A 20,281-nucleotide genomic window follows, 5' to 3' on the forward strand; every position below is an offset into this window, starting at 1 on the left:
TTTAGGCAAGGAGTTAATTGTCGTGGCTAAAGAAAAATTTGATCGTTCCCTACCGCACGTCAACGTTGGCACTATCGGTCACGTTGACCATGGTAAAACCACGCTGACTGCAGCTCTGACTCGTGTTTGCTCCGAGATTTTCGGTTCGGCAATCGTTGACTTCGATAAAATCGACAGCGCGCCAGAAGAAAAAGCTCGTGGTATCACCATCAACACTGCGCACGTTGAATACAACTCGCTGATCCGTCACTACGCTCACGTTGACTGCCCAGGTCACGCTGACTATGTGAAGAACATGATCACCGGTGCTGCTCAGATGGACGGCGCTATCCTGGTTTGTTCGGCCGCTGATGGTCCGATGCCACAAACCCGTGAGCACATCCTGCTGTCCCGTCAGGTTGGCGTTCCGTACATCGTGGTTTTCCTGAACAAGGCTGACCTGGTAGACGACGCTGAGCTACTGGAACTGGTTGAGATGGAAGTGCGCGATCTGCTGAGCACTTACGACTTCCCAGGCGACGACACTCCGATCATCATCGGTTCTGCTCGTATGGCTCTGGAAGGCAAAGACGACAACGAAATGGGCACCACTGCCGTTCGTAAACTGGTTGAAACTCTGGATACTTACATTCCGGACCCAGTTCGTGTTATCGACAAGCCGTTCCTGATGCCAATCGAAGACGTATTCTCGATCTCCGGTCGCGGTACTGTTGTAACTGGTCGTATCGAGCGCGGTATCGTTCGCGTTCAAGATCCGCTGGAAATCGTTGGTCTGCGTGACACTACTGTTACCACCTGCACCGGCGTTGAAATGTTCCGTAAGCTGCTTGACGAAGGTCGTGCTGGCGAGAACTGCGGCGTGCTGCTGCGCGGCACCAAGCGTGACGACGTAGAGCGTGGCCAGGTTCTGGTTAAGCCGGGTTCGGTTAAGCCGCACACTACCTTCGAAGCTGAAGTCTACGTGTTGAGCAAAGAAGAAGGCGGTCGTCACACTCCGTTCTTCAAAGGCTACCGTCCACAGTTCTACTTCCGGACCACTGACGTGACCGGTAACTGCGAGCTGCCGGAAGGCGTTGAAATGGTAATGCCAGGCGACAACATCAAAATGGTTGTCACCCTGATCAAAACCATCGCAATGGAAGACGGTCTGCGTTTCGCAATCCGTGAAGGCGGTCGTACCGTCGGCGCTGGCGTAGTAGCCAAAATCATTGCTTAAGCTTTGATTGCCTGAAAAAGCCCCCGCTCAGCGGGGGCTTTTTTTATTGAGTTGACACCCAGTTGGGCCATCTATAGAATTGCGCCTCCTTTAAACGGGCGTATTGCGCTCGGTGGGAATAGCAATCGGAGTCTGAAATCCAATGCAAAATCAGCAAATCCGTATCAGGTTGAAGGCTTTTGACCATCGCCTGATCGACCAATCAACCCAGGAAATCGTGGAAACCGCGAAACGTACTGGTGCTCAAGTGCGTGGTCCAATTCCACTGCCTACCCGTAAAGAGCGGTTCACCGTTCTGGTCTCCCCGCACGTCAACAAAGACGCGCGTGACCAGTATGAGATCCGTACTCATAAGCGCGTTCTGGACATCGTCCAGCCAACGGATAAAACCGTTGATGCACTTATGAAGCTTGATCTTGCGGCCGGTGTGGAAGTGCAGATCAGCCTCGGCTAAGACTTGGGTCTTAGTCGTGTAACGCTCTGAAATGGGCGGCCATAGCGGGTGAAAGCCCCGTACACTCATGAGGTTTACAACATGACTATTGGTGTAGTCGGTCGTAAATGCGGTATGACCCGTATTTTCACCGAAGAAGGTGTCTCCATTCCGGTTACGGTCATTGAGATCGAGCCGAATCGCGTCACCCAGTTCAAAACTGAAGAAACCGATGGCTATCGTGCAGTGCAAGTCACTGTCGGCGAGCGTCGCGCTTCGCGTGTAACTGCTGCTCAAGCGGGTCACTTCGCTAAAGCAAACGTTGCAGCTGGTCGTACCGTAATGGAATTCCGTCTTGAAGAAGGCGAGTACCAAGCAGGCGATCTGATCAACGCTGAAATCTTCACCGCAGGTCAGATGGTCGATGTGACCGGTCAGTCCAAAGGTAAAGGCTTCCAGGGTACGATCAAGCGTTGGAATTTCCGTGGCCAAGATAACACTCACGGTAACTCCGTTTCCCACCGCGTCCCGGGCTCTATTGGCCAGTGCCAGACTCCTGGTCGTGTATTCAAGGGCAAAAAAATGTCCGGTCATATGGGCGCTGAGCGCGTGACCGTGCAGTCCCTCGAAGTAGTGCGCGTCGACGCTGAACGCAATCTGTTGTTGGTCAAGGGTGCTGTTCCTGGCGCTACTGGCGGCAACCTGGTTGTACGTCCGGCGGCCAAGGCTCGCGGTTAAGGGGAAGCTGACATGCAATTAAATGTAAATGATGCTCAAGCGATCGAAGTTTCCGAACTGACGTTTGGCGGCGAGTTCAACGAGACGCTGGTTCACCAGGCAGTCGTGGCCTACATGGCTGGCGGTCGTCAAGGTAGCAAGCAGCAAAAGACCCGTTCCGACGTTCGTGGTGGCGGTAAGCGCCCTTGGCGTCAGAAAGGTACTGGCCGTGCTCGTGCCGGTACTATCCGTAGCCCAATCTGGCGTGGCGGTGGTACTACTTTCGCAGCTCGTCCACAAGATCACTCTCAGAAGCTCAACAAGAAGATGTATCGCGCAGCAATGCGTTCCATCCTTGCTGAACTGGTTCGTACTGATCGTCTGATCGTGGTTCAGGACTTCGCAGTTGAAGCGCCGAAAACCAAAGATCTGCTGAACAAACTGAATGGCATGGGTCTGACAGACGTCCTGATCGTGTCTGAAGTTGTTGATCAGAACCTGTACCTGGCTGCTCGTAACCTGCCACACGTTGATGTACGTGACGTGCAAGGTTCCGACCCAGTTAGTCTGATCGCATACGACAAGGTGTTGATCACCGTGTCGGCCGTGAAGAAATTCGAGGAGCTGCTGGGATGAACCAGGAACGCGTATTTAAAGTTCTGCTTGGCCCGCACGTTTCCGAGAAGGCTACGGTTCTGGCAGACAAGAAAGGCCAGTTCGTTTTCAAGGTTGCTACTGATGCAACCAAGCTGGAAATCAAGAAGGCCGTCGAAAGCCTGTTCAGCGTGAAAGTTGAGCGTGTTACTACCCTGAATGTTCTGGGTAAGAGCAAGCGCACCGCTCGCGGCGTGGGCAAGCGTAATGACTGGAAGAAGGCAGTAATCTCCCTTCAGCCAGGCCAAGATCTCGATTTCAGCAGCAGTGCTGAGTAAGGAAGGGGTGCATCATGGCAATCGTTAAATGCAAACCGACTTCCCCTGGCCGCCGTCATGTGGTCAAGGTGGTCAACCAGGAGCTGCATAAAGGCGCTCCTCACGCACCGCTGCTCGAGAAGAAATCGAAGACTGGTGGTCGTAACAACAATGGCCGTATTACCACGCGTCACATCGGTGGTGGTCATAAGCAGCATTATCGTTTGGTCGACTTCCGTCGCAACGACAAAGATGGCATTCCAGCCACTGTTGAGCGTATCGAATACGATCCAAACCGTACTGCTCACATTGCTCTTATGTTGTACGCAGACGGCGAACGCCGTTACATCATCGCCCCTAAAGGCGTGAGCGCTGGCGACCAGCTGATTTCGGGTGCTTTGGCTCCGATCAAGCCAGGCAACCAGTTGCAACTGCGCAGCATTCCAGTTGGTAGCACCGTACACGGCATCGAATTGAAGCCGGGCAAAGGCGCACAAATCGCTCGTTCCGCTGGTGCTTCGGCTCAGCTGGTCGCTCGTGATGGTGTCTACGTGACCCTGCGTCTGCGTTCCGGTGAAATGCGTAAAGTATTGGCTGAATGCCGTGCAACGCTTGGCGAAGTCTCGAACTCCGAGCACAGCCTGCGTTCGCTGGGTAAAGCTGGTGCCAAACGCTGGCGTGGCGTTCGCCCAACCGTTCGTGGTGTTGCCATGAACCCGGTTGACCACCCACATGGTGGTGGTGAAGGTCGTACCTCTGGTGGTCGTCATCCGGTATCGCCATGGGGCTTCCCGACTAAGGGCGCGAAGACTCGTGGTAATAAGCGTACCGACAAAATGATCGTCCGTCGTCGCAAGTAAATAGAGGGATACGACAGTGCCACGTTCTCTGAAAAAAGGTCCTTTTATTGATCTTCACCTACTGAAGAAGATCGAAGTGGCGGCGGAAAAGAACGATCGCAAACCGGTGAAAACCTGGTCGCGTCGTTCGATGATCCTGCCACAAATGGTCGGTTTGACCATCGCTGTGCATAACGGTCGTCTTCATGTCCCAGTTCTTGTGAACGAAGACATGGTTGGCCATAAACTAGGCGAGTTTGCCGGTACCCGCACTTATCGTGGGCACGTGGCAGACAAGAAAGCCAAGCGTTAAGGGGTAAGGAACGATGGAAGTAGCCGCTAAGTTGTCGGGCGCTCGAATCTCCGCCCAGAAAGCCCGCTTGGTCGCCGACCAGATCCGCGGGAAGAAGGTGGGCGAAGCGCTCAACCTGTTGGCTTTCAGCAACAAGAAAGCCGCCGAGATCATCAAGAAAGTGCTGGAGTCGGCCGTAGCCAACGCCGAGCATAACGAAGGCGCAGACGTTGACGACCTTAAAGTCGCCACCGTTTTCGTCAACGAAGGGCGTTCGCTGAAGCGCATCATGCCGCGTGCCAAAGGCCGCGCTGATCGCATCGTCAAGCGGTCTTGCCATATCACTGTCAAGGTTGCTGACAAGTAACGGAGTCGAAGAGATGGGTCAGAAAGTACATCCCATTGGCATTCGCCTGGGAATCGTCAAGGAGCACACCTCCGTCTGGTACGCAGACGGCCGGACTTATGCGGACTACTTGTTCGCTGATCTGAAGGTGCGTGAATACCTCCAAGACAAACTAAAAAGCGCGTCCGTAAGCCGTATCGATATCCATCGTCCGGCCCAAACTGCACGTATCACCATCCACACCGCTCGTCCAGGTATCGTTATCGGGAAGAAAGGTGAAGATGTTGAGAAACTGCGTCAGGACCTGACCAAGCAAATGGGTGTGCCTGTGCACATCAATATCGAAGAGATCCGCAAGCCGGAACTCGACGGTATGCTGGTTGCGCAGAGCGTAGCTCAGCAGCTGGAGCGTCGTGTAATGTTCCGTCGCGCGATGAAACGCGCTGTACAGAACGCTATGCGCATTGGTGCCAAAGGCATCAAAATCCAAGTGAGCGGTCGTCTCGGCGGTGCTGAAATCGCACGTACTGAATGGTATCGCGAAGGTCGTGTGCCATTGCACACCCTGCGTGCCGACATCGACTATGCCAACTACGAAGCTCACACCACTTACGGTGTGATCGGTGTAAAGGTTTGGATCTTCAAAGGCGAAGTAATTGGTGGTCGCCAAGAAGAGCTGAAGCCACAAGCACCAGCGCCTCGTAAAAAAGCTGCTAAGTAAGGGGTACGCCAAATGTTACAACCTAAGCGTACGAAGTTCCGCAAGCAAATGACTGGCCACAACCGTGGCTTGGCATTGCGCGGTAGCAAAGTCAGCTTCGGCGAATATGCGCTGAAGTCTGTTGCTCGTGGTCGTCTCACCGCTCGTCAGATCGAATCAGCGCGTCGTGCACTGACCCGTCACGTTAAGCGTGGCGGTAAGATCTGGATCCGTGTATTCCCGGACAAGCCTATTTCCAAAAAGCCCCTAGAAGTTCGTATGGGTAAAGGTAAGGGTAACGTGGAATATTGGGTTGCCCAGATTCAGCCAGGCAAAGTCCTGTATGAAATCGAGGGTGTTACTGAAGAGCTGGCGCGTGAGGCTTTCGCCCTGGCTGCTGCAAAGCTGCCGCTCGCCACCTCCTTTGTTAAACGGACGGTGATGTGATGAAAGCGAATGAACTTCGTGAAAAATCCGCACAGCAGCTGAACGAGCAACTGCTCGGCTTGCTGCGCGACCAGTTCAATCTGCGTATGCAGAAAGCAACTGGCCAGTTGGGGCAGTCGCATCTGCTCTCGCAAGTTAAGCGTGACATCGCTCGCGTGAAGACTGTGCTCAAACAGCAGGCAGGTAAGTAATCATGGCTGAAGCCGAAAAGACTGTCCGTACGCTGACTGGCCGTGTTGTCAGCGACAAGATGGACAAAACCATCACCGTTCTGATCGAGCGTCGCGTTAAGCACCCGATCTACGGTAAATACGTTAAGCGTTCGACTAAGCTGCACGCGCACGACGAAACCAATCAGTGCCACATCGGCGACAAAGTCACTATTCGTGAAACTCGTCCGATGGCCAAGACCAAGTCTTGGGCACTGGTTGATGTTCTCGAACGCGCTGTGGAAGTCTAAGGACTAGGGGTCGGAGAAATTATATGATTCAGACTCAATCCATGCTCGATGTGGCCGATAACAGCGGCGCACGCCGCGTTATGTGCATCAAGGTGCTGGGTGGCTCCCATCGTCGTTACGCTGGTATCGGTGACATCATCAAAGTTACCGTGAAGGAAGCAATTCCTCGCGGTAAAGTGAAAAAAGGCCAAGTGATGACTGCTGTTGTAGTCCGCACTCGTCACGGCGTACGTCGTGCTGATGGCTCCATTATCCGCTTTGATGGCAACGCTGCTGTTCTTCTGAACAACAAGCAAGAGCCGATCGGCACCCGTATCTTTGGGCCAGTGACCCGTGAACTTCGTACTGAGAAGTTCATGAAGATCGTCTCGCTCGCCCCAGAAGTGCTGTAAGGAGATCCGACATGCAAAAGATTCGTCGTGACGACGAGATCATCGTGATCGCCGGCAAAGACAAAGGTAAGCGCGGTAAGGTGCTTAAGGTTCTCGCTAACAACCGTCTGGTTATTGGCGGTCTGAACCTGGTTAAGCGTCATACCAAGCCTAACCCGATGTCGGGCGTACAAGGCGGTATCGTCGAGAAAGAAGCTCCACTGGACGCTTCTAACGTGGCCATCTTCAACAGCGAAACCAGCAAAGCAGATCGCGTTGGTTTTAAAGTAGAAGACGGCAAAAAAATTCGTGTCTTCAAGTCGACCCAAAAAGCGGTTGATGCTTGAACACTGCTAGGTAGATGAGACCATGGCACGACTAAAAGAGATTTACCGGAAGGAAATCGCTCCGAAACTTAAGGAAGAACTTAAGCTTTCGAACGTGATGGAAGTTCCGCGCGTTACCAAAATCACCCTGAACATGGGTTTGGGCGAAGCGATCGGTGATAAGAAAATCATCGAGCACGCTGTAGCTGATTTGGAAAAAATCACGGGTCAAAAATGTGTAGTGACCTACGCTCGCAAGTCCATCGCAGGCTTTAAAGTTCGCGAAGGCTGGCCGATCGGCGTTAAGGTTACTCTGCGCCGTGAGCGTATGTATGAATTCCTGGATCGTCTGCTGTCGATCTCCCTGCCTCGGGTTCGCGACTTCCGCGGCCTGAATGCCAAGTCCTTCGATGGTCGTGGTAACTACAGCATGGGCGTTAAAGAGCAGATCATCTTCCCGGAAATCGACTACGACAAAATCGATGCCCTCCGCGGTCTGGACATTACCCTGACCACCACTGCTCGAACGGATGATGAAGGTCGCGCATTGCTGCGTGCATTCAAATTCCCGTTCCGCAACTGATTGGAGTAGGACCATGGCTAAGATGAGCATGAAAAACCGCGAGCTGAAACGTCAGCTTACGGTTGCCAAGTTCGCCAAGAAGCGTGCTGAGCTGAAAGCTATCATCGTTGATCTGAACGCAAGTCCAGAAGCACGTTGGGAAGCTCAAGTTGCTCTGCAGAAGCAGCCACGTGACGCAAGCGCTGCGCGCATGCGTAACCGCTGCCGCCTCACTGGTCGTCCGCATGGTGTTTACCGCAAGTTCGGCCTTGGCCGTAACAAATTGCGTGAAGCAGCAATGCGCGGTGACGTACCAGGTCTGGTTAAAGCCAGCTGGTAAGGCGTACAGGCAAAGTTACCCCTGTCAGGGTCGTAAGATCCTGACAGCCGGTGACCTTGAATATGAATCAAGCCCCTATTGGGGCTTGATTCATTTCTGGCGTGTGTCTAGAATGACCGGCTCGCCTGAGCCCGTGCTTTTTAAGCATTGAGTCACTCGGCGACAGTTGTAGCCGCAAGGCTAATTCTTTTTGTATCAGGAGCGTCTAGCCCATGAGTATGCAGGACCCGTTAGCGGACATGCTAACTCGAATCCGTAATGCCCAGATGGCTGAAAAGTCCGTCGTAAGCATGCCATCTTCCACGTTGAAGGTAGCTGTAGCCAAAGTTCTTAAAGACGAAGGCTACATCGCGGATTATCAGATCAGCAGCGAAATCAAACCACTGCTGTCTATCGAGCTGAAATACTTCGAAGGCCGTTCGGTTATCGAAGAAGTTAAGCGCGTTAGCCGTCCAGGCCTGCGTCAGTACAAGTCCTCCGAAGATCTGCCGAAAGTTCGTGGCGGTCTAGGTGTGTCTATCGTCTCCACCAGCAAAGGTGTGATGACGGATCGTGCTGCGCGCGCTGCCGGTGTCGGCGGCGAAGTTCTTTGCACTGTGTTCTAAGGGGGGATAAGCATGTCACGCGTCGCTAAGAACCCCGTTAAGCTGCCAGCTGGTGTCGAAGTAAAATTCGCCGGCCAACAGCTTTCGGTGAAGGGTGCCAAGGGCACTCTAGAACTGAACATCCATTCGTCCGTTGAGATTGTTGAAGAAGCTGGTGAGCTGCGTTTCGCTGCTCGCAATGGCGATCAACAAACTCGCGCAATGGCTGGTACCACTCGTGCGTTGGTAAACAACATGGTCCAAGGCGTAAGCCAAGGCTTCGAGCGTAAGCTCCAGCTGGTCGGTGTTGGTTACAAAGCGCAAGCAAAAGGCACAGTGCTGAACCTGGCTCTTGGCTTCTCGCACCCAGTGGATTACGAATTGCCGGAAGGCATCACCGCTGAGACTCCTAGCCAAACCGATATCCTGATCCGGGGTATTGATAAGCAGCTGGTAGGTCAGGTGGCCGCTGAGATCCGCGGTTTCCGTCCGCCAGAGCCTTATAAAGGCAAGGGTGTACGTTACGCGGACGAAGTCGTCCGTCGTAAAGAAGCCAAGAAGAAGTAGGGCATAGCAAATGACCGACAAAAAAGTTACTCGACTGCGTCGCGCTCGCAAAGCACGTCTGAAAATGCACGAACTAGAAGTCGTGCGTCTCTGCGTGTTCCGCTCGTCTCAGCATATATACGCCCAGGTCATCTCGGCCGACGGCAGCAAAGTCCTGGCAAGCGCCTCGACTTTGGACAAAGAACTGCGTGATGCTGCCACTGGCAACATCGACGCGGCCACAAAGGTTGGCCAGCTGGTCGCTACGCGTGCAAAAGCCGCTGGCGTCTCGCAGGTGGCTTTCGACCGCTCTGGCTTCAAGTACCACGGCCGCGTGAAAGCGCTGGCTGAGGCTGCTCGTGAAGCTGGGCTGGAGTTCTAAGTTATGTCAAATAACGACCAAAAGCGCGACGAAGGCTACATTGAGAAGCTGGTTCAAGTTAACCGCGTAGCCAAAACCGTTAAAGGCGGCCGTATCTTCACTTTCACCGCGTTGACCGTGGTTGGTGATGGTAAAGGGCGCGTTGGCTTCGGCCGTGGCAAGTCACGTGAAGTGCCTGCTGCGATCCAGAAGGCAATGGAAGCTGCTCGCCGCAACATGATTCAAGTGGACCTGAACGGCACCACTCTGCAGTACGCCATGAAATCCGCCCACGGCGCTTCCAAGGTTTACATGCAGCCTGCTTCTGAAGGTACCGGTATCATCGCTGGCGGCGCTATGCGTGCTGTCCTCGAAGTTGCTGGCGTTCAGAACGTACTGGCCAAGTGCTACGGCTCGACTAACCCAGTAAACGTGGTTCACGCCACTTTTAAAGGTTTGAAAGCTATGCAGTCTCCTGAATCTATTGCCGCCAAGCGTGGCAAAAGCGTCAAGGAGATCTTCTGATCATGGCTACCGTTAAAGTAACGCTGATCAAAAGCATGACCGGCCGTATCCCTAATCACAAACTGTGCATTAAGGGTCTGGGTCTGCGTCGCATCGGTCACACTGTAGAAGTACTTGATACTCCCGAGAATCGCGGGATGATCAACAAGGCTTACTACATGCTGCGTGTAGAGGGTTAATCGATGAAACTCAATGATCTGAGTCCAGCGCCGGGTTCCCGTCGCGAAAAGCATCGTCCGGGCCGTGGTATCGGTAGCGGTTTGGGCAAGACTGGTGGCCGTGGTCACAAAGGTCAGTCCTCCCGTTCCGGTGGCACAATTGCTCCAGGCTTTGAAGGCGGTCAACAGCCGCTGCATCGCCGTCTGCCTAAGTTCGGTTTCGTTTCCCTGAAAGCCATGGATCGCGCAGAAGTGCGTTTGTCCGAGCTGGCTAAAGTGGAAGGCGACATCGTTACTGTGCAGACCCTGAAAGATGCCAACGTGATCAACGTCAACGTGCTGCGTGTGAAAATCATGCTGTCCGGTGAAGTTACTCGCGCTGTCACAATCGGCAAGGGAATCGGCGCCACCAAAGGTGCGCGTTCGGCTATCGAAGCAGCTGGCGGCAAGTTCGAGGAATAAATGGCTAAGCAAGGTGCTCTCTCAGCGCTCAGCAAAGGCGGGTTATCCGAGCTCTGGGCTCGACTGCGTTTTCTATTCCTGGCGATTATCGTCTACCGAATAGGCGCACACATCCCAGTTCCAGGTATCAACCCGGACCGGCTGGCGGACCTGTTTCGACAGAATGAGGGGACCATACTTAGCTTGTTCAACATGTTTTCCGGCGGCGCGCTGGAGCGGATGAGTATTTTTGCGCTGGGGATCATGCCGTACATTTCGGCATCGATCATCATGCAGCTTATGTCCGCTGTCAGCCCGCAACTGGAGCAGTTGAAGAAGGAAGGTGAAGCTGGTCGTCGCAAGATAAGCCAGTACACCCGCTACCTCACTGTCGTTCTTGCTCTCGTCCAGGCTATTGGCATGTCCATTGGCTTGGCGGGGCAGGGCGTAGCGTTCACTGGTGACCTAGGCTTCCATTTCGTTGCAATAACCACTTTTGTGGCGGGTGCAATGTTCATGATGTGGCTGGGTGAGCAGATTACTGAGCGTGGTGTTGGCAACGGTATCTCGATGTTGATTTTTTCGGGTATCGTCGCCGGTCTTCCGAGAGCAATAGGGCAGTCTTTCGAGTCTGCACGTCAGGGCGATATCAATATTTTCGCTTTGGTTGCTATCGGTTTGCTGGCAGTAGCGATTATCGGTTTCGTGGTGTTCATTGAGCGTGGTCAGCGTCGTATTGCTGTTCATTACGCCAAGCGTCAGCAGGGCCGTAAGGTTTTTGCTGCGCAGACTAGCCACCTACCGCTGAAAGTGAATATGGCCGGTGTTATTCCGGCTATTTTTGCGAGCAGCATTTTGCTGTTCCCGGCTTCGCTGGGTGCCTGGTTCGGTCAGTCTGAAGGTATGGGCTGGTTGCAGGACATCTCGCAGTCGATCGCTCCTGGTCAGCCGTTGAATATTCTGCTGTTTAGTGCAGGGATTATTTTCTTCTGCTTCTTCTATACGGCGTTGATGTTCAATCCGAAAGACGTAGCGGAAAACCTGAAGAAGTCCGGTGCCTTTATTCCGGGTATCCGTCCAGGCGAGCAGTCGGCACGCTATATTGATGGCGTTTTGACTCGTTTGACTCTGTTCGGTGCTCTTTATATGACGGCCGTGTGCCTGTTGCCCCAGTTCCTGGTGGTTGCGGCAAACGTTCCGTTCTACCTTGGCGGGACCTCGTTGCTGATCGTGGTCGTGGTTGTTATGGACTTCATGTCCCAAGTACAATCGCACCTCGTTTCGCACCAGTACGAATCCCTGATGAAGAAAGCCAACCTGAAGGGCTACGGCAGCGGCATGCTCCGCTGAAGTACTACCCCGTAAGGTGAGAGGAGTTGGTGATGAAAGTTCGTGCATCGGTGAAAAAGCTGTGCCGTAACTGCAAGATTATTCGCCGCGAAGGTGTTGTTCGGGTAATTTGCAGCGCGGAACCACGTCACAAACAGCGCCAAGGCTGAGTGTGATCTGTTTGAAGCCCAGCAGCTAGTGCGCTGCTGGGTTGATTATTTGTTATTACAGCGATATTATCTCGCGCCCTATTTCTTGGCTTCCGGGGCGTAGGTAGCTGTCAATTGGAGTCCCACTGAATGGCCCGTATTGCAGGCGTTAACATTCCAGATAACAAGCACACTGTTATCTCGCTGACCTACATCTATGGTGTTGGTCGCACTACCTCACAGAAAATCTGTGCGGATGCTGGTGTAAACCCAGCCGCTAAGATCAAGGATCTGAGCGACGAGCAGATTGAGTTGCTGCGTGGCGAAGTGGCGAAGTTCACCACTGAAGGTGACCTGCGTCGTGAAGTCAACATGAAAATCAAACGCTTGATGGACTTGGGCTGCTACCGCGGTCTGCGCCATCGTCGTGGTCTTCCAGTACGCGGTCAGCGTACCAAGACCAACGCGCGTACTCGCAAAGGTCCGCGTAAGCCGATCCGCAAGTAATCGCACCAGCGAATCGACAGGAATTTAGTCATGGCAAAACCTGCTGCTCGTCCTCGTAAGAAAATTAAAAAGACAGTGGTTGATGGCATCGCCCACATCCACGCGTCTTTCAACAACACCATCGTGACCATCACCGACCGTCAGGGTAACGCGCTTTCTTGGGCTACCTCCGGTGGTTCGGGTTTCCGCGGTTCTCGCAAGTCCACCCCGTTCGCTGCTCAAGTAGCTGCTGAACGTGCTGGTCAAGCTGCGCTGGAATATGGCCTGAAAAACCTTGACGTTAACGTTAAGGGCCCAGGTCCAGGTCGTGAGTCCGCTGTCCGTGCTTTGAACGGCTGTGGCTATAAGATCGCCAGCATCACCGACGTGACGCCTATCCCGCACAACGGGTGCCGTCCGCCGAAGAAGCGCCGCGTGTAATCCAGGAGACTGTAAAGAATGGCTCGTTACATTGGTCCAAAATGCAAACTGGCACGTCGTGAAGGCACCGATCTCTTCCTGAAGAGTGGTGTGCGCGCTATCGAATCGAAGTGCAATATTGAAGCTGCTCCAGGCATCCACGGCCAACGCCGCGGTCGCCAATCCGACTACGGTACCCAACTGCGTGAAAAGCAGAAGGTCCGTCGTATCTACGGCGTTCTCGAGCGTCAGTTCAGCGGCTACTACAAACAAGCTGCTGGCAAGAAAGGTGCAACCGGTGAAAACCTGCTGCAACTGCTCGAATGCCGCCTGGATAACGTCGTATACCGTATGGGTTTCGGTTCTACTCGTGCCGAATCTCGTCAGTTGGTATCGCACAAGTCGATCAGCGTTAACGGTCAGACCGTAAACGTTCCGTCCTACCAGGTTCGTGCTGGTGACGTGGTCGCTATCCGCGAGAAAGCAAAGAACCAGCTTCGCATTGTCCAAGCTCTCGATCTGTGTGCCCAACGTGGCCGCGTAGAATGGGTAGAAGTAGACACTGAGAAGAAGTCGGGCGTTTTCAAGAACGTTCCTGCTCGCAGTGATCTGTCCGCCGACATCAACGAAAGCCTGATTGTCGAGCTCTACTCCAAGTAAGGGCTAGAAAATAGGTGCATCCATGCAGATTTCGGTAAATGAGTTCCTGACACCTCGCCATATTGATGTGCAAGTTGTCAGTCCAACCCGCGCTAAAATCACTCTCGAGCCTCTCGAGCGTGGTTTTGGCCACACCCTGGGCAACGCGCTGCGCCGCATCCTGTTGTCCTCAATGCCAGGCTGTGCAGTAGTCGAGGCCGAGATTGACGGTGTGCTCCACGAGTACAGCGCCATCGAAGGTGTACAGGAAGACGTAATTGAAATCCTGTTGAACCTTAAAGGTCTGGCTATCAAGCTGCACGGCCGTGACGAAGTTACGCTGACCTTGTCGAAGAAGGGTTCGGGGGTGGTTACCGCTGCCGATATTCAGCTGGATCATGATGTCGAGATCGTTAATCCCGATCACGTAATCGCCAACCTGGCGTCTAACGGCGCCTTGAACATGAAGCTCACCGTAGCTCGTGGTCGTGGTTATGAACCAGCAGACTCGCGTCAGAGCGATGAAGATGAAAGCCGCAGCATTGGTCGCTTGCAGCTTGACTCTTCGTTCAGCCCGGTTCGCCGTATCGCATACGTGGTGGAAAACGCCCGTGTCGAGCAGCGTACTAACCTGGACAAGCTGGTTATTGATCTGGAAACCAACGGTACACTGGATCCTGAAGAGGCCATTCGTCGTGCTGCAACCATCCTGCAACAGCAGTTGGCTGCATTCGTCGACCTCAAAGGTGACAGCGAACCAGTGGTAATCGAACAGGAAGACGAGATCGATCCGATCCTGCTTCGTCCGGTTGACGATCTGGAACTGACCGTGCGTTCGGCCAACTGCCTTAAGGCGGAGAACATTTACTACATCGGTGACCTGATTCAGCGCACCGAAGTAGAACTGTTGAAGACTCCGAACCTGGGCAAGAAATCCTTGACTGAAATCAAGGACGTTCTGGCCTCCCGTGGTCTGTCCCTCGGCATGCGCCTCGACAACTGGCCGCCTGCAAGTCTTAAGAAGGACGACAAGGCGACTGCCTGATCGTCGTAATCACCGAACGTTGTGTTTGGTAAGGAATGAACCATGCGTCATCGTAAAAGTGGTCGTCACCTGAGCCGCACTAGCTCCCACCGCAAGGCTATGTTTCAAAACATGGCAGTGTCGTTGTTTGAGCACGAGCTGATCAAAACGACTCTGCCGAAAGCCAAAGAATTGCGTCGCGTTGCTGAGCCGCTGATTACTCTGGCCAAGAATGATTGTCTGGCTAACCGCCGTCTGGCATTCGACCGTACGCGTTCGAAAGCCATCGTTGGTAAGCTGTTCAACGATCTGGGCAAGCGTTATGCAACTCGTGAGGGTGGCTACCTGCGCATCCTCAAGTGCGGTTTCCGCGCTGGCGACAACGCGCCTATGGCGTACGTCGAGTTGGTTGATCGTCCAGTTGGCGGTGAAGCTGTATCCGCTGAGTAAGACGTCAGTCTCTACAAAGAACCGGGCCTAGTGCCCGGTTTTTTGTGTCTGTTAGATTAGTATTTTCTATTGATTCTGATCATTTAATGCATTTGCCCGTGAGTAGATCATGGTCAATACTCCTCCTCAGCCGATTAGCCGGCAGCACAAAGACTGACTGAGGAAGCAAACACATGAGCCAGACCAAAACGCTTACAACCGCCAGCGGCGCTCCAGTTGCTGATAACCAGAATTCTCGTTCTGCTGGCCCTCGCGGCCCTTTGCTACTCGACGATTTTCATCTGATCGAGAAGCTCGCTCACTTCAACCGGGAAAACATTCCGGAGCGTCGTGTGCACGCCAAGGGTTCAGGTGCACACGGCACCTTCACACTGACCCGTGACATGGCTCAGTACAGCAGTGCCAAGCTGTTCGACACCATCGGCAAGCAAACGCCCACTTTTCTGCGTTTTTCAACCGTAGGTGGCGAACGTGGCTCGGCCGATACCGAACGCGATCCTCGCGGCTTTGCGCTTAAGTTCTACACCGAGGAAGGTAACTGGGACATCGTGGGTAACAACACTCCCGTGTTCTTCATTCGTGATCCACTTAAGTTTCCTGATTTTATCCACACCCAAAAGCGTCTGCCGCAAAGCAACCTGAAAAGCGCGCAGATGATGTGGGATTTCTGGTCGCACTCGCCGGAGTCGCTGCACCAGGTCACCATCCTGTTCTCTGATCGTGGCATTCCCGATGGCTACCGTCACATGCACGGGTTTGGCAGTCATACCTACAGCCTGATCAATGCAGCGGGTGAGCGTCACTGGGTCAAATGGCACTACAAGACCAAGCAAGGGATCAAAAACCTGCCGCCTGCCGAGGCTGCACGACTTGCAGGTACTGACCCGGACTACGCACAGCGGGATTTGTTTGGTGCCATTGAGCGCGGTGATTTCCCGAAATGGCGTGTCTGCATGCAAATCATGACCGAAGCGCAAGCCGCCGCACACTACGAAAATCCGTTCGATGTGACCAAGACCTGGTCGCAGAAAGAGTTTCCATTGATTGAAATCGGTGAACTTGAGTTGAACCGTAATCCGCTCAACTACTTCGCAGAAGTCGAGCAAGCCGCATTTGGTCCCAGCAACATGGTCCCAGGTGTCGGGTTGTCTCCGGATCGCATGCTCCAAGGCCGTGTGTTCGCTTATGCCGATGCCCATCGCTACCGTGTAGGCACCAACCATCAGCACCTGCCGATCAACGCACCGCGGGTACCTGTGCATAACTATCAGCGTGATGGCTCAATGGCTTTTGGCAACAATGGTGGTGCTGCGCCGAACTACGAGCCCAACAGCTATGCTGATGCGCCAAAACAAGCGCCGCAGTTCGCCGAGCCGCCTTTGGCCCTGAGTGGTGCGGCGGATCGTTACGATCATCGCGTTGACAGCGATTACTACAGTCACGCGGGTGCATTGTTCCGTCTGATGAATGACGAGCAGAAAGCCCTGCTCATCAATAACATCGCAGGGGCAATGGACGGGGTTTCGGCCGACGTCGTGGGGCGTCAGTTGCAACATTTCTACAATGCCGATCAGGCTTACGGTGACGGTGTCGCCAAAGCGCTGGGCGTAAAGGCTAAGTAAGTCTAAGTGAGAAGCAGAACCGCCCTCAATAGGGCGGTTTTTGCGTTATTTAGGTCTGTTTTCTCTACAAATACAGGATTTTATAGCGATTGAGTCGTGACCTCTCAGTCAGCTTGGTTCAAACTACAGGCTTTCAAGCAGGGAGATGTGCGGCGATGCAAGGGCACCCGGACGTAATCGATTACCTCAACACGTTGCTCACCGGCGAGCTGGCTGCACGTGATCAATACTTTGTCCATTCCCGCATGTACGAGGACTGGGGATTTACCAAGCTCTACGAGCGCATCAACCACGAAATGGAAGAAGAGGCACAGCACGCTGATGCGTTGATGCGCCGGATTCTGATGCTTGAAGGTACTCCGCGCATGCGCCCGGATGATCTGGATGTGGGCACCACCGTGCCGGATATGTTCGCGGCCGACCTGCGCCTTGAGTACAAGGTCCGCGCTGCGCTGTGCAAAGGTATTGCACTGTGTGAGCAGCACAAGGACTACGTAAGCCGTGACATGTTGCGCATTCAGCTGGCAGACACCGAAGAAGATCACACCTACTGGCTGGAAAAACAGCTGGGCCTGATCAAGACGATAGGTCTGCAGAACTACCTGCAATCGCAGTTCTGATCGGCGTAAGCCTCAATAAAAAGCCCCTGCCATCTCACGATGGCAGGGGCTTTTTCTTACTGCGATTTAAGCTTTGTCGCGAATCAACAACGGTTTCAGATAGAAGCCCGTATGAGATTGCGACATCTCGGCTACTTCTTCCGGAGTGCCGGTTGCGATGATCTGACCACCCTTGGAACCGCCTTCAGGTCCCAGGTCAACCAGCCAGTCAGCAGTCTTGATCACATCCAGGTTGTGCTCGATCACCACCACGGTATTGCCGTGATCGCGTAGACGATGCAACACATCCAACAACTGTTGAATATCGGCAAAGTGCAAACCTGTTGTAGGTTCATCGAGGATATACAGTGTTTTGCCGGTATCGCGCTTGGACAGCTCGCGGGACAGTTTCACCCGTTGTGCCTCGCCGCCTGACAGCGTTGTGGCGGACTGCCCCAGCTTGATGTACGACAGACCTACATCCATCAGCGTTTGCAGCTTACGCGCCAGGGCTGGCACTGCATCGAAGAACACGCGTGCTTCCTCAATGGTCATCTCCAGCACTTCGTGGATGCTCTTGCCCTTGTATTTGATCTCAAGGGTTTCACGGTTATAGCGCTTGCTCTTGCACACATCGCAAGGCACGTAGATGTCAGGCAGAAAGTGCATTTCCACCTTGATCAAGCCATCACCCTGACAGGCCTCGCAGCGCCCACCTTTCACGTTGAAGGAAAAACGCCCTGGACCATAGCCCCGCGAGCGGGATTCCGGTACGCCGGAGAACAACTCGCGTATCGGCGTGAACAGCCCGGTATAGGTCGCAGGGTTCGAGCGCGGTGTGCGGCCAATCGGGCTCTGGTCGATGTCGACGACCTTGTCCAGATGCTCCAGGCCTTTGATGCTGTCGTGAGCCGCGGCTTCCAGCGTGGTTGCGCCGTTGAGTGCCGTGGCGCTGAGCGGGTAGAGCGTGTTGTTGATCAGTGTCGACTTGCCCGAGCCTGAAACCCCGGTCACGCAGGTCAGCAGGCCTATAGGGATTTCCAGGTCCACGTTGCGCAAGTTGTTGCCGCGAGCGCCCTTGAGCGACAGCGTCAGCTTCTTGTCGCGTGGGGTGCGTTTGGCCGGCACGGCGATCTTCACCCGGCCCGACAAGTACTTGCCAGTCAGCGAGTCAGGGTGCGCCATGACCTCGGCCGGTGTGCCCTGCGCGACGATATGTCCGCCATGCACGCCCGCGCCCGGGCCAATGTCCACTACGTAGTCCGCCAGACGAATTGCATCCTCGTCGTGCTCCACCACAATCACCGTGTTGCCGATATCGCGCAGATGCTTGAGGGTGCCCAGCAATCGGTCGTTATCGCGCTGATGCAGGCCAATGGAGGGCTCATCGAGGATGTACAGCACCCCGACCAGTCCTGCGCCAATCTGGCTGGCCAGACGAATACGCTGGGCTTCACCGCCAGACAACGTATCGGCACTGCGATCCAGTGACAGATAGTCGAGCCCCACATTCACCAGAAACTGCAGACGCTCGCGGATTTCCTTGAGAATCTTGTCGGCAATTTCGCCGCGACGCCCGGTCAGGCTCAGGGTGCTGAAGTACTCGGTCGCGTCGCCAATAGGCATATTGGTCACGGCCGGGAGGGTTTTTTCACCGACCCACACATGACGGGCTTCGCGGCGCAGACGGGTACCGCGGCAGTCCGGGCATGCCTGGGTGCTAAGGAACTTGGCCAGCTCTTCGCGCACGGTGGCCGACTCAGTTTCACGGTAGCGCCGCTCAAGGTTCGGCACGATGCCTTCAAACGGATGCGCGCGTTTAACGATGTCGCCACGGTCATTCAGATAGCGGAAATCGACATTCTGCGTGCCGCTGCCGTACAGGATGACTTTTTGTTTGTCAGCCGCCAGCTCGCTGAACGGTACTTCAAGGCTGAAGTCGTAATGCTTGGCCAGCGCTCCCAGCATCTGGAAGTAATAAACGTTACGCCTGTCCCAGCCGCGAATCGCGCCCTCTGCCAGGGTTAGCTCGCCATTGACCAGGCGCTTGATGTCAAAAAACTGCTTGACCCCCAGCCCGTCACAGGTCGGGCATGCGCCAGCCGGGTTGTTGAAGGAGAACAGCTTGGGCTCCAGCTCGCTGATCGCGTGGCCGCAGATCGGGCAGGCGAAGCGTGCGGAGAAGATAATCTCTTCGCCCGGCTCGTCGTCCATCGGCGCGACCAGGGCAATGCCATCGGCCAGCTTCAGCGCGGTCTCGAATGATTCGGCCAGGCGCTGTTGCAGGTCAGCCCGCACTTTAAAGCGGTCGACCACCACGTCGATGGTGTGCTTCTTCTGCTTGTCGAGTTTGGGCAGTTCATCCAGCTCACAGAGCTTGCCGTTGACGCGAGCCCGCACGAAGCCCTGGGCCCGCAGCTCTTCGAATACGGAGAGGTGTTCACCCTTGCGCTCGCGAATGACCGGAGCCAGCAACATCAGTTTGCTGCCTTCAGGCTGCGCCAGCACCAGATCGACCATCTGGCTGACGGTCTGTGCTTCAAGGGGGATGTCGTGATCCGGGCAGCGGGGGATGCCGACGCGGGCGTACAGCAAGCGCAGGTAATCGTAAATTTCGGTAATGGTGCCAACCGTGGAGCGCGGGTTGTGCGAAGTCGATTTTTGCTCGATGGATATCGCTGGCGACAGACCTTCGATGGTATCGACGTCAGGCTTTTCCATCATGGAAAGGAACTGCCGCGCATAGGCGGACAACGACTCGACATAACGGCGCTGGCCTTCAGCATACAAAGTGTCAAACGCCAGGGATGATTTGCCGGAGCCAGACAGTCCGGTGATGACGATCAGTTTGTCCCTTGGCAGGGTCAGGTCGATGTTCTTCAGGTTGTGGGTTCGTGCCCCACGTATCAGGATCTTGTCCACTGCGGCCTCGCTTGGCGGGCATAACGTAAACGAATGAGTATACGGATCTGTATGAAAGCTGTGCAG

Annotated in this window: 32 protein-coding genes; 31 read left to right on the top strand and 1 reads right to left on the bottom strand. The window is 54.4% G+C overall.

Annotation, left to right across the window (positions count from 1 at the left end; all coding sequences use genetic code 11):
- Positions 1–22 precede the first annotated feature (22 nt).
- The 31 genes from tuf (at position 23) to bfr (ending at position 17,314) form a co-directional block, all read left to right on the top strand.
- The gene (gene tuf / locus AC19YQ_RS18680) at positions 23–1,216 is read left to right on the top strand and encodes an elongation factor Tu (protein WP_003444379.1); all 1,194 of its coding nucleotides are present in this window, start codon (positions 23–25) and stop codon (positions 1,214–1,216) included.
- A 142-nt stretch (positions 1,217–1,358) separates the two neighbouring features.
- On the top strand, positions 1,359–1,670 hold the full coding sequence (rpsJ, locus tag AC19YQ_RS18685; protein WP_003186070.1) for a 30S ribosomal protein S10: 312 nt from the start codon (positions 1,359–1,361) through the stop codon (positions 1,668–1,670).
- Between the two features lie 81 nt (positions 1,671–1,751).
- Entirely contained in the window at positions 1,752–2,387 is a 636-nt protein-coding gene (gene rplC, locus AC19YQ_RS18690; RefSeq protein ID WP_003444377.1) for a 50S ribosomal protein L3, read from the top strand.
- A 12-nt stretch (positions 2,388–2,399) separates the two neighbouring features.
- Complete coding sequence (gene rplD, locus AC19YQ_RS18695) at positions 2,400–3,002, top strand: 50S ribosomal protein L4 (RefSeq protein ID WP_003444376.1); 603 nt, start codon at positions 2,400–2,402, stop codon at positions 3,000–3,002.
- Positions 2,999–3,298, top strand: coding sequence for a 50S ribosomal protein L23 (gene rplW / locus AC19YQ_RS18700; RefSeq protein WP_003444375.1), 300 nt, complete (start codon positions 2,999–3,001; stop codon positions 3,296–3,298). The genes rplD and rplW overlap by 4 nt, the downstream gene beginning before the upstream one ends.
- 14 nt (positions 3,299–3,312) lie before the next feature.
- Positions 3,313–4,137: a 50S ribosomal protein L2 gene (rplB, locus tag AC19YQ_RS18705; RefSeq protein ID WP_019824364.1), complete on the top strand. Its 825-nt coding sequence runs from the start codon at positions 3,313–3,315 to the stop codon at positions 4,135–4,137.
- A 16-nt stretch (positions 4,138–4,153) separates the two neighbouring features.
- On the top strand, positions 4,154–4,429 hold the full coding sequence (gene rpsS / locus AC19YQ_RS18710; RefSeq protein WP_003232420.1) for a 30S ribosomal protein S19: 276 nt from the start codon (positions 4,154–4,156) through the stop codon (positions 4,427–4,429).
- 13 nt (positions 4,430–4,442) lie between these two features.
- Positions 4,443–4,775 (top strand): 50S ribosomal protein L22, encoded by a 333-nt coding sequence (gene rplV / locus AC19YQ_RS18715; RefSeq protein ID WP_003444373.1) that lies wholly within the window; start codon positions 4,443–4,445, stop codon positions 4,773–4,775.
- Positions 4,776–4,788: 13 nt separating this feature from the next.
- The gene (rpsC, locus tag AC19YQ_RS18720; protein WP_003176422.1) at positions 4,789–5,475 is read left to right on the top strand and encodes a 30S ribosomal protein S3; all 687 of its coding nucleotides are present in this window, start codon (positions 4,789–4,791) and stop codon (positions 5,473–5,475) included.
- A gap of 12 nt (positions 5,476–5,487) precedes the next feature.
- Entirely contained in the window at positions 5,488–5,901 is a 414-nt protein-coding gene (gene rplP, locus AC19YQ_RS18725; protein WP_016779178.1) for a 50S ribosomal protein L16, read from the top strand.
- Positions 5,901–6,092 carry a 50S ribosomal protein L29 gene (rpmC, locus tag AC19YQ_RS18730; protein WP_003444371.1) on the top strand — a complete coding sequence of 64 codons (192 nt, stop codon included), beginning with the start codon at positions 5,901–5,903 and terminating at the stop codon, positions 6,090–6,092. Before rplP ends, rpmC begins: the two co-directional genes overlap by 1 nt.
- A gap of 2 nt (positions 6,093–6,094) precedes the next feature.
- On the top strand, positions 6,095–6,361 hold the full coding sequence (gene rpsQ / locus AC19YQ_RS18735) for a 30S ribosomal protein S17 (protein WP_003194644.1): 267 nt from the start codon (positions 6,095–6,097) through the stop codon (positions 6,359–6,361).
- A gap of 23 nt (positions 6,362–6,384) precedes the next feature.
- A complete protein-coding gene (rplN, locus tag AC19YQ_RS18740; RefSeq protein WP_002555479.1) occupies positions 6,385–6,753 on the top strand; it encodes a 50S ribosomal protein L14 in 369 nt (122 codons plus the stop codon).
- 11 nt (positions 6,754–6,764) lie between these two features.
- Positions 6,765–7,079 (top strand): 50S ribosomal protein L24, encoded by a 315-nt coding sequence (gene rplX, locus AC19YQ_RS18745; protein WP_133077080.1) that lies wholly within the window; start codon positions 6,765–6,767, stop codon positions 7,077–7,079.
- A 22-nt stretch (positions 7,080–7,101) separates the two neighbouring features.
- Positions 7,102–7,641 (top strand): 50S ribosomal protein L5, encoded by a 540-nt coding sequence (gene rplE / locus AC19YQ_RS18750; RefSeq protein ID WP_003444368.1) that lies wholly within the window; start codon positions 7,102–7,104, stop codon positions 7,639–7,641.
- 13 nt (positions 7,642–7,654) lie between these two features.
- The gene (gene rpsN / locus AC19YQ_RS18755; protein WP_019409906.1) at positions 7,655–7,960 is read left to right on the top strand and encodes a 30S ribosomal protein S14; all 306 of its coding nucleotides are present in this window, start codon (positions 7,655–7,657) and stop codon (positions 7,958–7,960) included.
- A gap of 212 nt (positions 7,961–8,172) precedes the next feature.
- Positions 8,173–8,565: a 30S ribosomal protein S8 gene (gene rpsH / locus AC19YQ_RS18760; protein ID WP_003444366.1), complete on the top strand. Its 393-nt coding sequence runs from the start codon at positions 8,173–8,175 to the stop codon at positions 8,563–8,565.
- Between the two features lie 12 nt (positions 8,566–8,577).
- Entirely contained in the window at positions 8,578–9,111 is a 534-nt protein-coding gene (gene rplF, locus AC19YQ_RS18765; RefSeq protein WP_003444365.1) for a 50S ribosomal protein L6, read from the top strand.
- Between the two features lie 10 nt (positions 9,112–9,121).
- Positions 9,122–9,472, top strand: a complete 351-nt coding sequence (gene rplR / locus AC19YQ_RS18770; protein WP_003444364.1) for a 50S ribosomal protein L18 — start codon at positions 9,122–9,124, stop codon at positions 9,470–9,472.
- Between the two features lie 3 nt (positions 9,473–9,475).
- A complete protein-coding gene (rpsE, locus tag AC19YQ_RS18775; RefSeq protein WP_003186035.1) occupies positions 9,476–9,976 on the top strand; it encodes a 30S ribosomal protein S5 in 501 nt (166 codons plus the stop codon).
- Positions 9,977–9,978: 2 nt separating this feature from the next.
- On the top strand, positions 9,979–10,155 hold the full coding sequence (gene rpmD, locus AC19YQ_RS18780) for a 50S ribosomal protein L30 (RefSeq protein WP_003444363.1): 177 nt from the start codon (positions 9,979–9,981) through the stop codon (positions 10,153–10,155).
- Between the two features lie 3 nt (positions 10,156–10,158).
- Entirely contained in the window at positions 10,159–10,596 is a 438-nt protein-coding gene (gene rplO, locus AC19YQ_RS18785; protein WP_003444362.1) for a 50S ribosomal protein L15, read from the top strand.
- Positions 10,597–11,925, top strand: a complete 1,329-nt coding sequence (gene secY / locus AC19YQ_RS18790; protein WP_019409908.1) for a preprotein translocase subunit SecY — start codon at positions 10,597–10,599, stop codon at positions 11,923–11,925.
- Between the two features lie 32 nt (positions 11,926–11,957).
- Entirely contained in the window at positions 11,958–12,074 is a 117-nt protein-coding gene (rpmJ, locus tag AC19YQ_RS18795; protein WP_002555468.1) for a 50S ribosomal protein L36, read from the top strand.
- A gap of 129 nt (positions 12,075–12,203) precedes the next feature.
- On the top strand, positions 12,204–12,560 hold the full coding sequence (gene rpsM, locus AC19YQ_RS18800) for a 30S ribosomal protein S13 (protein ID WP_016779184.1): 357 nt from the start codon (positions 12,204–12,206) through the stop codon (positions 12,558–12,560).
- 30 nt (positions 12,561–12,590) lie between these two features.
- Entirely contained in the window at positions 12,591–12,980 is a 390-nt protein-coding gene (gene rpsK / locus AC19YQ_RS18805) for a 30S ribosomal protein S11 (protein WP_007924177.1), read from the top strand.
- Between the two features lie 18 nt (positions 12,981–12,998).
- Positions 12,999–13,619 carry a 30S ribosomal protein S4 gene (gene rpsD / locus AC19YQ_RS18810; RefSeq protein WP_003444359.1) on the top strand — a complete coding sequence of 207 codons (621 nt, stop codon included), beginning with the start codon at positions 12,999–13,001 and terminating at the stop codon, positions 13,617–13,619.
- A 22-nt stretch (positions 13,620–13,641) separates the two neighbouring features.
- Positions 13,642–14,643, top strand: a complete 1,002-nt coding sequence (locus AC19YQ_RS18815) for a DNA-directed RNA polymerase subunit alpha (RefSeq protein ID WP_003176403.1) — start codon at positions 13,642–13,644, stop codon at positions 14,641–14,643.
- A 42-nt stretch (positions 14,644–14,685) separates the two neighbouring features.
- Positions 14,686–15,072, top strand: coding sequence for a 50S ribosomal protein L17 (gene rplQ / locus AC19YQ_RS18820; protein WP_003444357.1), 387 nt, complete (start codon positions 14,686–14,688; stop codon positions 15,070–15,072).
- A 173-nt stretch (positions 15,073–15,245) separates the two neighbouring features.
- Positions 15,246–16,694, top strand: a complete 1,449-nt coding sequence (locus AC19YQ_RS18825; protein WP_500595650.1) for a catalase — start codon at positions 15,246–15,248, stop codon at positions 16,692–16,694.
- A 155-nt stretch (positions 16,695–16,849) separates the two neighbouring features.
- The gene (gene bfr / locus AC19YQ_RS18830; protein ID WP_133077078.1) at positions 16,850–17,314 is read left to right on the top strand and encodes a bacterioferritin; all 465 of its coding nucleotides are present in this window, start codon (positions 16,850–16,852) and stop codon (positions 17,312–17,314) included.
- Positions 17,315–17,380: 66 nt separating this feature from the next.
- Here the strand turns inward: bfr and uvrA are convergent, their stop codons facing one another.
- On the bottom strand, positions 17,381–20,215 hold the full coding sequence (gene uvrA, locus AC19YQ_RS18835) for an excinuclease ABC subunit UvrA (protein ID WP_500595651.1): 2,835 nt from the start codon (positions 20,213–20,215) through the stop codon (positions 17,381–17,383).
- Positions 20,216–20,281: the final 66 nt, after the last annotated feature.

Source organism: Pseudomonas sp. MF06569, from assembly GCF_059862735.1.

Coding starts and splice junctions, on each gene's coding strand:
- rpsJ (WP_003186070.1), top strand. CDS start 1,359: ATGCAAAATCAGCAAATCCGTATCAGGTTGAAGGCTTTTGACCATCGC.
- rplC (WP_003444377.1), top strand. CDS start 1,752: ATGACTATTGGTGTAGTCGGTCGTAAATGCGGTATGACCCGTATTTTC.
- rplD (WP_003444376.1), top strand. CDS start 2,400: ATGCAATTAAATGTAAATGATGCTCAAGCGATCGAAGTTTCCGAACTG.
- rplW (WP_003444375.1), top strand. CDS start 2,999: ATGAACCAGGAACGCGTATTTAAAGTTCTGCTTGGCCCGCACGTTTCC.
- rplB (WP_019824364.1), top strand. CDS start 3,313: ATGGCAATCGTTAAATGCAAACCGACTTCCCCTGGCCGCCGTCATGTG.
- rplV (WP_003444373.1), top strand. CDS start 4,443: ATGGAAGTAGCCGCTAAGTTGTCGGGCGCTCGAATCTCCGCCCAGAAA.
- rpsC (WP_003176422.1), top strand. CDS start 4,789: ATGGGTCAGAAAGTACATCCCATTGGCATTCGCCTGGGAATCGTCAAG.
- rplP (WP_016779178.1), top strand. CDS start 5,488: ATGTTACAACCTAAGCGTACGAAGTTCCGCAAGCAAATGACTGGCCAC.
- rpmC (WP_003444371.1), top strand. CDS start 5,901: ATGAAAGCGAATGAACTTCGTGAAAAATCCGCACAGCAGCTGAACGAG.
- rpsQ (WP_003194644.1), top strand. CDS start 6,095: ATGGCTGAAGCCGAAAAGACTGTCCGTACGCTGACTGGCCGTGTTGTC.
- rplN (WP_002555479.1), top strand. CDS start 6,385: ATGATTCAGACTCAATCCATGCTCGATGTGGCCGATAACAGCGGCGCA.
- rplX (WP_133077080.1), top strand. CDS start 6,765: ATGCAAAAGATTCGTCGTGACGACGAGATCATCGTGATCGCCGGCAAA.
- rplE (WP_003444368.1), top strand. CDS start 7,102: ATGGCACGACTAAAAGAGATTTACCGGAAGGAAATCGCTCCGAAACTT.
- rpsN (WP_019409906.1), top strand. CDS start 7,655: ATGGCTAAGATGAGCATGAAAAACCGCGAGCTGAAACGTCAGCTTACG.
- rpsH (WP_003444366.1), top strand. CDS start 8,173: ATGAGTATGCAGGACCCGTTAGCGGACATGCTAACTCGAATCCGTAAT.
- rplF (WP_003444365.1), top strand. CDS start 8,578: ATGTCACGCGTCGCTAAGAACCCCGTTAAGCTGCCAGCTGGTGTCGAA.
- rplR (WP_003444364.1), top strand. CDS start 9,122: ATGACCGACAAAAAAGTTACTCGACTGCGTCGCGCTCGCAAAGCACGT.
- rpsE (WP_003186035.1), top strand. CDS start 9,476: ATGTCAAATAACGACCAAAAGCGCGACGAAGGCTACATTGAGAAGCTG.
- rpmD (WP_003444363.1), top strand. CDS start 9,979: ATGGCTACCGTTAAAGTAACGCTGATCAAAAGCATGACCGGCCGTATC.
- rplO (WP_003444362.1), top strand. CDS start 10,159: ATGAAACTCAATGATCTGAGTCCAGCGCCGGGTTCCCGTCGCGAAAAG.
- secY (WP_019409908.1), top strand. CDS start 10,597: ATGGCTAAGCAAGGTGCTCTCTCAGCGCTCAGCAAAGGCGGGTTATCC.
- rpmJ (WP_002555468.1), top strand. CDS start 11,958: ATGAAAGTTCGTGCATCGGTGAAAAAGCTGTGCCGTAACTGCAAGATT.
- rpsM (WP_016779184.1), top strand. CDS start 12,204: ATGGCCCGTATTGCAGGCGTTAACATTCCAGATAACAAGCACACTGTT.
- rpsK (WP_007924177.1), top strand. CDS start 12,591: ATGGCAAAACCTGCTGCTCGTCCTCGTAAGAAAATTAAAAAGACAGTG.
- rpsD (WP_003444359.1), top strand. CDS start 12,999: ATGGCTCGTTACATTGGTCCAAAATGCAAACTGGCACGTCGTGAAGGC.
- AC19YQ_RS18815 (WP_003176403.1), top strand. CDS start 13,642: ATGCAGATTTCGGTAAATGAGTTCCTGACACCTCGCCATATTGATGTG.
- rplQ (WP_003444357.1), top strand. CDS start 14,686: ATGCGTCATCGTAAAAGTGGTCGTCACCTGAGCCGCACTAGCTCCCAC.
- AC19YQ_RS18825 (WP_500595650.1), top strand. CDS start 15,246: ATGAGCCAGACCAAAACGCTTACAACCGCCAGCGGCGCTCCAGTTGCT.
- bfr (WP_133077078.1), top strand. CDS start 16,850: ATGCAAGGGCACCCGGACGTAATCGATTACCTCAACACGTTGCTCACC.